General features: G+C 45.4%; 10 protein-coding genes and 1 tRNA gene. 2 read left to right on the forward strand and 9 right to left on the reverse strand.

Features of this window, described 5'->3' with window-relative positions:
- The first annotated feature begins 584 nt into the window (after nucleotides 1-584).
- Nucleotides 585-1,943 (forward strand): glycine--tRNA ligase, encoded by a 1,359-nt coding sequence (locus WCK19_RS17465; RefSeq protein WP_342398685.1) that lies wholly within the window; start codon nucleotides 585-587, stop codon nucleotides 1,941-1,943.
- 61 nt (nucleotides 1,944-2,004) lie between these two features.
- Here WCK19_RS17465 and WCK19_RS17470 read toward each other — a convergent pair whose 3' ends face one another.
- The 9 genes from WCK19_RS17470 to WCK19_RS17510 all read right to left on the reverse strand — a co-directional run bounded on the left by WCK19_RS17470 (nucleotide 2,005) and on the right by WCK19_RS17510 (nucleotide 11,177).
- The gene (locus WCK19_RS17470; RefSeq protein WP_342398686.1) at nucleotides 2,005-3,228 is read right to left on the reverse strand and encodes a glycosyltransferase family 4 protein; all 1,224 of its coding nucleotides are present in this window, start codon (nucleotides 3,226-3,228) and stop codon (nucleotides 2,005-2,007) included.
- Nucleotides 3,229-3,258: 30 nt separating this feature from the next.
- Nucleotides 3,259-4,140, reverse strand: coding sequence for a GNAT family N-acetyltransferase (locus WCK19_RS17475; RefSeq protein ID WP_342398687.1), 882 nt, complete (start codon nucleotides 4,138-4,140; stop codon nucleotides 3,259-3,261).
- A gap of 8 nt (nucleotides 4,141-4,148) precedes the next feature.
- On the reverse strand, nucleotides 4,149-5,885 hold the full coding sequence (locus WCK19_RS17480; protein ID WP_342398688.1) for a peptide ABC transporter substrate-binding protein: 1,737 nt from the start codon (nucleotides 5,883-5,885) through the stop codon (nucleotides 4,149-4,151).
- 14 nt (nucleotides 5,886-5,899) lie between these two features.
- Nucleotides 5,900-8,293, reverse strand: coding sequence for a GAF domain-containing protein (locus tag WCK19_RS17485; protein ID WP_342398689.1), 2,394 nt, complete (start codon nucleotides 8,291-8,293; stop codon nucleotides 5,900-5,902).
- A gap of 66 nt (nucleotides 8,294-8,359) precedes the next feature.
- Nucleotides 8,360-9,394, reverse strand: coding sequence for a glycosyltransferase family 4 protein (locus tag WCK19_RS17490; protein WP_342398690.1), 1,035 nt, complete (start codon nucleotides 9,392-9,394; stop codon nucleotides 8,360-8,362).
- Nucleotides 9,391-9,783 carry a hypothetical protein gene (locus WCK19_RS17495; RefSeq protein ID WP_342398691.1) on the reverse strand — a complete coding sequence of 131 codons (393 nt, stop codon included), beginning with the start codon at nucleotides 9,781-9,783 and terminating at the stop codon, nucleotides 9,391-9,393. Before WCK19_RS17495 ends, WCK19_RS17490 begins: the two co-directional genes overlap by 4 nt.
- A 53-nt stretch (nucleotides 9,784-9,836) precedes the next feature.
- Nucleotides 9,837-9,909 (reverse strand) — tRNA-Gly (locus tag WCK19_RS17500).
- A gap of 67 nt (nucleotides 9,910-9,976) precedes the next feature.
- The gene (locus WCK19_RS17505) at nucleotides 9,977-10,921 is read right to left on the reverse strand and encodes an ISAs1 family transposase (RefSeq protein ID WP_342398692.1); all 945 of its coding nucleotides are present in this window, start codon (nucleotides 10,919-10,921) and stop codon (nucleotides 9,977-9,979) included.
- Between the two features lie 7 nt (nucleotides 10,922-10,928).
- Nucleotides 10,929-11,177: a transposase family protein gene (locus WCK19_RS17510; protein WP_342398693.1), complete on the reverse strand. Its 249-nt coding sequence runs from the start codon at nucleotides 11,175-11,177 to the stop codon at nucleotides 10,929-10,931.
- Nucleotides 11,178-11,268: 91 nt separating this feature from the next.
- Here WCK19_RS17510 and WCK19_RS17515 point away from each other — a divergent pair, with 91 nt between their 5' ends.
- On the forward strand, nucleotides 11,269-11,523 hold the full coding sequence (locus tag WCK19_RS17515; RefSeq protein ID WP_342398694.1) for a transposase: 255 nt from the start codon (nucleotides 11,269-11,271) through the stop codon (nucleotides 11,521-11,523).
- Nucleotides 11,524-11,687: the final 164 nt, after the last annotated feature.

The following is an 11,687-nucleotide window of genomic DNA, read 5'->3' on the forward strand; positions in this document are numbered from 1 at the left end:
GGGTCACGAAGTGTCGAAGCATAGTAGAGGGTGTTGCTACGGTTAAACAGTACACTTTAGTTCGGCTGAATGACTGGCTTGAAGACGTACCCAGAGCCACAACCAGGGTCAGTCGCTTTGCTGCTCTTAAACCTGCCTCCTCATGAACCCTAGTTCGCCAACAGTATCAGCCCTGTTTCACGTTTCAGAAAGGTTGCATTAAAAGCTCGATAGTGATAGTATTTTATAGGCTGAATTGAATAACGGCAGAGATGAAGAATAGTAAGCGCATCCCTTCTTTTCATTACAGAGAACTGTACCCGGCGCAATAAAATGCGTTTGGCTGAGAGGGCAGCAGAAAGAAATGCGCCAAAGGGGCTTCGGAGTCGGTTTGTAAAAAAAGGGGGAGTTCTTTGGAGCCTTTCGATATAGCGAAGGCAAGGGCTTCAACCGGGGTGGAACCGCGCGAGTTTAACGTTAAGCTCTCGTCCCCGGGCTGTGAAAGCGCCTATTCAGGGGCTACAGGCTCGGCGGCGAGAGCTTTTTGTATGACTGAACCTTTGAAAATGAGGCAAATCGAATGATTAGGGAGGTTCACCTGAACAATGGCTAGTAATGTCACAATGGATACAATCGTATCTCTGTGTAAGCGACGCGGTTTTGTATTTCCTAGCAGTGAAATTTACGGTGGTTTTGGCAGCACCTACGATTACGGACCGTTAGGCGTAGAATTGCTGCGAAATGTACGCAACCTGTGGTGGCGAGCAATGGTGCAGGAACGCGATGACGTGGTAGGGCTGGAAGCTTCAATTCTTGGACCAAGCGCCGTATGGGAAGCCAGCGGTCACGTCAGCAATTTTACAGACCCTCTAGTGGATTGCAAAAACTGTAGAATGCGCTGGCGTGAAGACCATTTGCTGGAAGGTAATTACGAGGCAGAATATGGCGCAACCAAGCGCGATGCGGCGGGCAAATTGCTTTGTCCAAATTGTAGCGGTGAATTAACTGACCCGCGTAAGTTCAACATGATGTTCAAAACCTTTGTGGGTGTGGTAGAGGATACCGCTTCGGTGGCTTACCTACGTCCCGAAACCGCACAGGGTATGTTCTATAACTTCTCGAATGTGCTAAGCAGTATGCGTCGCAAGCTGCCTTTTGGTATTGCCCAAGTTGGCAAGAGTTTCCGCAACGAAATCACACCGGGAAACTTTGTTTTCCGCACCCGCGAATTTGAGCAAATGGAGATGGAGTTTTTCGTAAAGCCCGGCAGCGATGACGAGTGGCATAGCTACTGGATAGAAGAGCGGTTTCAGTGGTATTTGAAATACGGTATAAAGAAAGAGAATCTGCGTATTCGTCCACATACTAAAGATGAGCTTTCGTTCTATTCCAAAGCTACCAGCGATGTTGAATACGAGTTCCCATGGGGTTGGGGCGAACTGGAAGGTATCGCCAATCGCACCAATTATGACCTTACCCAACATGCCAAGCATAGCGGCAAAGACCTAAGCTACTTTGATGAGGAAACCAAAGAGCATATAGTACCCTACGTGATTGAACCGGCTGCAGGAGCTACCCGTACTGCTCTCACTTTCCTGATTGATGCCTATGCCGAAGAACCGGATAAGGATGAAACCCGGATTGTGCTACGCTTGCATCCGGCAATTGCGCCGATTAAAATTGCAGTATTGCCGTTGAGCAAGAAAGAACCGCTGGTAAATCTCTCCAAAGAAGTGGCGAAGAAGTTACGCCGCAAATGGGTAGTACAGTATGATGAAAGCCAGAGCATCGGCAAGCGTTACCGCAGACAAGATGAGATAGGTACACCTTACTGCATAACGGTTGACTTTCAAAGCCTAGAAGATAATGCTGTAACAATCCGCGACCGTGATACTATGGAACAAATTCGCGTTCCTATTGCTGAGCTTAGCAGTATGATGGATGAAAAACTGTCATTAGATTAGCTTTTGTTATTCCGGGTATATATAAACATTGGGTAAGTGTTACCATATGTACCCGGATTTTTTAAGCTTTTTTGCCCCAACCACTCTCTTTATATTCGCGCAAAACTCGCTTATAAACAGATATAGTTTGGGTTGCGATGCCTTGCCAGTTATAATGCTCCTTAACGGCTTTGTAGGCATTTTCCACACGTGCTGCCGTCCAAGTAGGGTTATTGAGAGTATGTAAGATTCCCCAAGCGATAGAGGAGGGGTCGTTAGAAATAACCTTAACTCCGGTTTCGTGATTTTTCACTACATCGCTCACTCCGCCGGTATCGCTAACAACTAAAGGCGTGCGTGCTGCCATTGCTTCCAATGCTACTATTCCGAATGGTTCATAAAGACTTGGAAAGGTAGCTACGTTCACTACTTTATAAAGTTTGTCACGAGTTTCATCTGAAATGAAGCCTGTGAAATAAAACTTGTGGCTTACCCCCAGTGTTTTAGCCAGAAGCTTATATTCTTCCAGTTGCGGTCCGGCTCCTGTCAGCACATACTTGATGTATGGATTGGTTTGAAGCACATAAGGCGCACTCTCAATTAAAGGGCGCACGCCTTTTTCATCAACCATACGTCCCACGTAGAATATAATTTTTTCTTCTGGCAAAGCGTAATGAGCGCGGAATCCGCTTAAATCTTCACCTGCCAACAAATCAAATCTCTCGGTGTCCACTCCATTAACCACTATATCAATTTTATCAGCCGGTGTTTCAAAATAATCCATTACTTCGGACTTCATATATTCGCTGCAACAGATAATACGCCACGCTTCAAAATTAAGCCACCATTCAACGTTGTTGATAGCACGCGGCAAGTTACCCGGAAGGTAACCGCGTCCTCGTCCGCGTTCGGTGGCGTGGATAGTGGCGATCATCGGAATGCGATACTGTTCTTTTAGTGCGCCACCTGTGAACGCTACCAGCCAATCATGTACATGAATAAGGTCAAAATGTTTGTTTTCAAGCTTATAATGGTCAATTAAACGATTAGCGGCTTCCTGTAGCTTGAGGTTAGTTTCCCAAGCCAGCGAAAAGAAATCGTTAAAGTCTGCTTGCGGCGGCTCTACCCGATGGATGTATATATTTTTTGTGGTATGCTCAAAACTATCCCCACCTTTGAGCATTGGGGTGAGTACATGAACCTCGACTCCTAATTTTGCCAGCGCCGGTACTAGTTCAGTTACATGTCTGCCCAACCCCCCAACCACATTGGGGGTGTATTCCCACGATAATGTCAAAATACGCATTAGGAACGCTTATTTTCCTTTACTAAATTGTTATTGATTGAGCCAGCGCCCGATAAGATTGTATTCAAGGTTCTGCACTTTCTTGAATCCAAATCTTTCGTAGAGCCTTTGTGATTGGTAATTGGTAAGTTGCGTGCTGAGTGTTACACGCCGCGCTCCTTTTGCTTCCATCATTTTGATTGCAGCTGAGAGCTGATATGCACCGTAGCCCATCCCCTGAAATTCGGGCGTTACTGCTAAGCGATCTAGGTGTCCCCAGCGTTCATACATGGTAAAGCTAAAATAACCCACCGGTTTGTTGTCTTTGCTACGGCAACAAATTTGAATCGTAACATCGGGCTGCCTAGCATAGAATCTCATCTCCGCCCGACTGTTCCACCATAACCAAGGGAATGTAACATGGTCAACTATTAGTAAATCTTCCTCCAACATCTGATTATATGAGATGGTAAAGAGCGGCATACCCTGAAAGGATTCATAGATAATAGTGTCCGGTTTGTCGTAATAAATTATATTCTCCAGAACTCCATAACCTGCATCAAAATAAAAGCGTGGATTCTCGGCGTGTTCATCGTTGGATACAACTATCGCTTGCAACTTACGCTGCCGACATGCTGCTTCCAAACTTTCAAGCAATTCTTTTCGGTGGGTACGCGCCCATAATTCGGTGATATGCCCCACCCCTTCGTGCTTTCTCCATAAATCGCCGATTATATACTCCGGTGAGCCAAGCGCTCGCATAGAGAGTCCCGGATATAAGAGTAATTGATTGTGCAAGGTTGCGCTATTAAAGCGGCTGTTCCAACTCAGATTCATATTAGCCGCATCTGCTGTCGTTAATTCTACGATATCGGATGAGCCACGTTTATATTTTGGGTCACCGCCAAATCGTTGCCGCAATTGCTCGAACAACAATGCACCTACTTCACAATATACACATCTTTTAGGCTAATTATGTTAGATGAAGTCAATTCTAGACCTTTGACATAAGGCTTAACCAATAGAAAACTCACACTATGATAGAGCGGTAAAATTGGCGCATCTGTTAGAGCAATTTGCTCGGCTTTCGCATAAATTTCAAGCCTTTTCTGTAAGTCGCGTTGTTCATCGCCCTGTTTAAGTAAATTATCGAATTGGGAATTATTATAACCACTATCGTTAAAAGTGCTTCTATTGCCCAACAAGGTACGCAGAAAGTTTTCAGGGTCGGGATAATCTGCAACCCAACCGTAAATATATATCTGGAATTGGCTTGCCGATAACCCGGCTTGAAAATCTTTATAATCCGGTTGGCGAACTTCTACTTCGATGCCAAAAGCTTGTTGATAAACCTGCTGTAGCAATCCTGCCATAGAAGTGTCGGTAGAATAAATTGTAATTTTTGGTAGATTCTGTGCGCTGCGATAGCTCGATTGGGCAATTAAATCACGCGCTCGGTTAATATCGTAGGAGAGTGACCCGGGATTACCGGTATAGCCGGGCATTCCCGGTGGTAGAATCGAATCGGCTTTAACTACCCTGTTTTCAAACATAACTCGCGCAATCCGCGCCCTATCCACTACCAGACTAAAAGCTTGCCTAATACGGGGGTCATCAAAGGGCTTAAGACGATTATTAAAACCCACATACTTTAAATCGAGTTGGGGCTTGATTACCAGTTCTTTACTCAGCGGATTATTCTTGTCGAGATAACGCTCCACATCATTTTCAGCAGCAAAAACAAAATCAACTTTGCCTTGTTCGTACAAGGTAAGTGGGTTTGAAGCCGCAGCGCCCAGCAAAATGTTCACCTGTATCAGGCTAGGAGCGCCATTCTGGTAATCCGGGTTGCGTGCTAGACGCATTATTTCATCCTTGCGATATTCGATTACCTTGAAAGGTCCGCTGCCATCTGGTTTGTCAAAAACTGCGCTTATTGTTGCTTTGTTGACCACCATAAAGGTGTTATAGGTCATTTTTGCGAGGAAAAAAGACTTGGGTGCATCGGTTTTAACCTGTAACGTAAGGCTATCCAGCACTTTCACCCCTTCAATTTCGGTGGCCTTACCCTCCAACTTTTCTTTCACCCCTGCGATGTCGTTCATATAATTTGCAGCGGGAAGGCTATTAGCAAGGGAGGGGGCGGCAAGTTTGGGATCGGTGGCGCGTTCCCAGCTATATTTAATATCATCGGCAGTTAGCTGTGCGCCACTGTGGAATTTCAAGCCGGGGCGTAGCCGGAAAGTAAAGACAGTTCCATCCGTGCTGACATCGGGCATGGCTAGTGCAAGGTCAGGAACCGGATTCATATCTTTGTCGAGTGTTAGCAATCCACTAAAAATCTGTCGAGTAAAGAAAGTAGAAGCAGAATCGGCAGCAAGCGCCGGATCAAGCGTGGTAATATCTCCACCGGTCAATGTCAAAGTCTGGTTTGAAGTTACCAAATTAGGCACTGTTGTAGGAGTCGGCACTGAGATATTAGTGGTACGCGGTGGTGTGGCTGTAACGGCAGCGGTTATCTTTACCCCACTGGTGGCAGCAGTTATCGGAGCGGTTATTATCGGAGTTGCCGTTTTATTATCTTCCCCGCAAGCCAGCAATAATTGTGGCAATACCAGAAAAGCCAGAATCCAGCCCACAGATTTTTTTAAACTGATAAGTAGCCACACCGGACTCATCTTGCTAAAACTCCTCATGCAATTAACCCGGTGTCAATCTCATTATCATTAATAAGACCGTAAACGCTGTTAAAATTGATAGTAGCGGTTGCCCATCCATTGATATTTTCCATACGAAAAGTGCCTTGTAGGTCTTTGGTTACAAGGGTATGTACAATCTGTAAGCCCAAACCAGATTTTGTACCGGAAGGGTCAAACTCGCTGGGATAGCCTCGCCCGTCATCACGGATGATGACATTGGTACGCCCTTCGCTTACAAAAGAACTGATACGTACCTCGCCCTCATTTTTGTCACGGAAGCCATGGAAAATTGCGTTGGAAATCAGTTCCATCACCAGAATTGCGAGTAGGGTAGCCTCTTTACTGGCAATAGGCACTTTGCTTTCGTCAACTTTGAAGCGGATACGTTTTTCCGGCGGTACAAGGCTGATAATAGCAATATCGGTAATCTCTTTAGCGACAGCATTAACAGTGGTTATGCCAATATCTTCGCGGCATAATAAATCGTGAACCGCGGCAATGCTTTGAATGCGTGCTACGCTCTCCGAAAGTGGCTGTACAACCTGTGGGTCATGTACCCGGCGCATTTGCATTGAAAGCAAAGCAGCTACTGTTTGCAGGTTGTTGCGTACCCGATGGTGCATTTCTTGTAACAAAGCTGATTTGATGGTCAGACCGCGCTGAGCTTCCTCATATAGACGGGCGTTCTGGATGGCGATTGAAGCTTGATCGGCAAATGAAGATATAATTTGGATTTGCTCCTCATTAAAGTGACGCTGTTGGCGAGTATAAACGCAGATTACACCTAGTATAACCTGTTCTGCCCCTATTAATGGCACACACATTGCCGCACGATATTGGTCATTAATCAAGTATTCTTCGCCGGGATGCAGTTCAAAATGGGCATCCCAAACATGTTCAGGGTGGTTGTATTCGGCAGCACGCCCCACGGGACCTTCCCCCAGTTTTACCTGCATATTTTTAACATAATCGTTGCTAAGCCCATGACTGGCAACAATAGTCAGGTAATTCCTACCTTCTTTAAGTTCATAGATGGAAGCCATTTCGGCTTTTACCAATTTCGCAGCCTGTTGTACCATTAATTCCAGCACCGAATTAATATCAAGTGTTGCGGCAATGAGTTTGGAAACGCTTTGCAAGGTGGAAAGTTCCTGTACCTTTTCGCGCAAACGCTCATCGGTTTGCTGATATAGCCGCGAGTTTTCGATTGCCAACGCGATTTCGCCCGCCACCATTTCAAGGAAGCGCACTTCTTCGGTAGCCCAACTGCGATAGGTGCGCGATTGTACCCCAATTACGCCCACTAACTTCTCACGGGTGTACAAGATAATCGGGACACTCAGCATAGAGCGTGAGGAGTCTTCCTCAAGTTGTGGTGAATATTGAAAGCGACTATCTGCCCACATATCGTAAACCGATATTGGTCGCCCTTCTTTGGCGGCAATGCCGGTGATTCCTTCTCCCAGCAATACTTCCATTGTGCCAATACTACGTTGGTTCAGACCATGCGCCGCCCGCAGCACCATTTTTTCCTGCCCACTTTGCGATTCACGTTCATACACATAAATACTGCAAATATCGCAGCCCATTACTTCTGCAACTGCCTGAACGGTGAGATCCAGCACCGAATTTTGGTCAAGGCTACTATTTACGGCGTTATTAACTTTGTGAAGGGCTTCAAGTTCATCCAGTGAACGCCGCACTTGCTCTCGAAACCCGCCACCTGAACGAGATAAAGGTCTGGCGTTCAAATCTTCTATCGGCGAATGGTGAGAAGAAAGGGAACGCATTACCAGTCGGTCATGCCCTTCCATATAGCCCTTTAACAGGCTGGAATATACCAGTCGGTTAATTTTGTCCATTTGGTGGGTCAATTCCATTCGAGATTCGATATCGTATTCAAGGGTAGTATTGATAAGTAATTGGGCGTTGATTTCCTGAAAATAGGAAAGTGCTTGCGAACTAAGGTCATCTACTGGAATTTCCACCAGCGCCCATTTTGCCCCTTCCATACTCATAAATTCGAGGAATCCGTCAAGGTCATCGGTTCGTAGCGCTTCGATTAACTTGCTAAAATAGCCGGGGTAAATATTATGCGCTGAAAAGCTGACCGATGAATTTACTTTTTCTTCGCTGAGTTGCAGCGGATAGCTAGGGCTTGGAATGTTTTCGATGTAGGTAAGCGTTGCGATGCTGACTTCACCCGGTATGTAGTCTGTACCTTCCAATTGGTAAGGTAGTTGGCTTATATTGTCCGCTTTAGCTTTGGAAAAAGTTTTGGTGACTCCATTTTCCCATTCTTCACGCCAATGCTCCTCGACCTGAGCTTTTATAAGGTCTAGGGAAGTAACAAGCCTACTCACATTATCAACTTTGATTGACTTCATTTATAAAACCCCCTCGAAACATATTCCAGAGATTTGTAAAACATTATAGCATGTTGGGGAAGATTCTTAATTTATTTGTGTAAGAGTATAGGCAATCTGTGTCCAAGTCGGAATCTGGCTTGCAGTTTTGAATCCAGCCTTGCCCAAATTGGCAGCTAAAACCCGGTCTGAATATAAACGATCTAGCTTATCGGCAAATTCGATAGGGCTGGAACAAATATAACCGTTCACCTCATTTTCTACAAATTCCAGTACGCCGCCGCTATCAGGGGCAGTGAGTACCGGCTTGTAGCTGTGCATTGCTTCAAGCGTGGCGTAGCCATAATCTTCATCTACAGGCGCATAATATACTGCCAACGCCCCCGCATATAATTCCACTGCTTTTTCTTCGCTTACGCGCCCCATAAATTCTACCCGGTGGTTTATACCAAGCGCCCGCGCTTTATCCATCAATTTTTGCATATCCGGACCTGCCCCACCGATAATAGCCCGAACGTTGCTATGGCTACGCTTGATTGTTTCCAGCAAAATATCGAGCCGTTTTGCGCCGTCCAGCCTGCTTAGCGAAAAAATGTAATCGCCATACCCATTATTATGATAAAGGGAATGCTTAAGGGCAGGATAGAGAGGCGTAGCAGGTAAGCCATTATATCGAAGCAATCGCCGGGCAACGTTTTTAGAAATAGTAAAAACGGCAAGGGCTTCACTGATGCCTAGTGAGTCTGTTTCCATTACTACTCGGCGAGCGCGTTTATCCTCATCACTCAAGCCAAAATCGCTCAAGGCTGTACCATACCAATCATAAGCTTGCCTATGCTGATGGACTAACCAAACAACTTTGCGAGGATGGCGCACTGCCCATGTAGGAAATTTGGTGCAGATAACTAAGTCAACCGCTCTGCCATTCAGCTTTTCGAGGTCAAGGGTGCGCCACAAAACAGGCTGGCGTTCAAGCTCATCTCGCGGATACCATTTGAATGGTAACGACACAATTTCAACCCGATGTCCGATTTCCCGCAATGCGCTTGCCAGCCCATCCACCAATTCTTCTGCTCCGCCACGCACAAAAGGAACTTGGCTGGCACATATCACGATGTTCATGCTTTTTGCTTCAATTGTTCTTCCAGTGAAGCAATCCGCTGTTCCATCTCATGTCCCTCTCGCGTTAATTGCTCAAGATAGGCATTGAGTTGTAGCAGGGCGCGGGTGGTAGCGGCGTTATAATTATTTTGTTGCTCCACGATGGGATTAATATACCAGCGCAACAAGAGGCGGGTTATGCGTTTAGAGTAAGCAAGCGTCCGTCCGATTAGAGGTGGTACGCCCCATGTTATGGGTAAATGTGCGCTAACGTTCCAAAGCTCATTTGCTTGTTTTATGACGCTACGCAATTCGCTCAGTTCCGCGCCGTGGAGCTTTTCGCGGCGTAATCGCACTTCTTCTCGCAATTGGTTCAATACTTCTGCTACGTTTTCATCAAACGTTTGCAATTTTTCTCCTCCTGAAACAAAAAAACCCTTCCGGTTGGAAAGGTCTTAAGAAAAGCGGGAGACGAGATTCGAACTCGCGACATTCTGCTTGGGAAGCAGACACTCTACCGACTGAGTTACTCCCGCATATATACTTTATGATTATAACAGAGCTATAAAAGTCAGTCAACAAGGAAACAGAGGCAGGCAGGGCTTATGCGTTTAAGCCAAGCAAAGCCAAAGTATGCTCAGGATGACCAGAAATAAAACGCAAACGGGAAGAAATCTTATTGTAACCGGCTTTACGCAAGAGATTTAAGGCAGTATTGCGTAAAGCAGCCATTACATGAGGACCTGATACTTTGTGAATGAGACTGGCATCCTCACCAAAACCTACATCCTTGACCCAGTGCAACTTGTTCTCAATCCCCCAATGCCCTCGCTTGAATTCTAATAAGGCTTTGACATCAGCTATCTCTTTAGGCAACCTTGTTATCCCCAACTGTAACTCCGTTTTGAGTTGCCCCTTTTCGACCCAACTCCGCCTAATCTCAAAAACTTGGGCTAGATAAGGCCAGTCACTATACTCAGCCAACTCAGTTGAGGCTCGGATTTCCCTTATCTCTATCCGTCCGTGTCCTTTATCCACTGTTTTAGCCTCCCGCATTTCTAGCAATTCTGCCCCAGTCCTCCACCACCGACTGGTTTTTGTGTCTGGCTCAAACACCATTTCTAAATCTGTCTGTAGTTTGGCTTGATTTCCCTTGACTATAAATAAATAGTCTCCTCCAGCCTTCACCACTTGTTGGCATAAATTGCGCTGGCAAAAAATAGCATCCCCTGTTAGTACCCGCCCTTCCCAGTCTATTTGGTCTATTAAAGCAGGTGCGATGGTTAATTCCGCTTCCTTGTTTTCGATAGCAATTTGTCCTAGCACTATCCCACTTTGTTGGCAAAATGCGCTCAATAAATGACAAGGGGTGCCTTTAGTTTCTTCAAATTTGAGCCTGCCACGTTGACATTTACCATCAATGGCTATCCCCTCACTACCTATTTGCCGGATTGACCCCACTACTTTAGCATCAAAAATACTTGTTAGAGCTTCTTCCAATTGCACTGGATCTAGTTCGGCAAATAGTCGCTGGAAGGTACTTTGCATAGGGGTCCTACCTTATATTAAATCCTAATATCGCTTTGACTGCCTCATTTTGACCATCCAGCCATTCGGCTATAGCTAATACCCCTAAATGATTGGACAACAGCGCACCAATGGCTGCTAATAGCATACTTACCAGATCATATTGCAGATTCGACCCCTTCCTCGGGTCGGTTATCCTGATAAAGGCACTCCTCAAATCTTTGTCTGTTATTTTTAGGTTGCTTTTCGAATCTGTCTCTGTCATGGTATAGTTCATTTGGCTCTCCTTTGGTTTGCTTTAAGCTTCAGAACTCAAATCTTACCAAATCAGAGCCTCTTTTGTCCAAACGCATTTTCCCTGGTTGGTAATGGACAAAGCGGTTAGTCTCAAACTCGAATTATTATTTTTGCCGCCTTATTCGCCTAATCTAAATCTAATTGAGCGGCTGTGGCGTTTTGTACGAAAAGAATGTTTGTATTCGCATTATTACGAAAAGTTTGACGGTTTCAAGCAAGCCATTAGCGAATGTTTAAGCCAGACCACTGATAAGCACCAAACTGCCTTAGATAAGCTGTTAGTCCTAAAGTTTCAGACCCTTGAAAGCCCAATCTATGACCTTTGATAGTATAGATACCAGCTTTGAGACGTTTGCTTTGAGCTTGTCTCTCTTGCTACCTAGTTACGGTTGCTTTAGTCTTCATGAAAAGTTTGAGCTAAACGCATTTTCCCTGAAATATTCTCTGAAAAGGCTTGACAATGAGGAGGAGGAGTGGTATATTATCCAAG

The organism is Candidatus Chlorohelix sp., from assembly GCF_037138995.1.
Taxonomy (GTDB): domain Bacteria; phylum Chloroflexota; class Chloroflexia; order Chloroheliales; family Chloroheliaceae; genus Chlorohelix.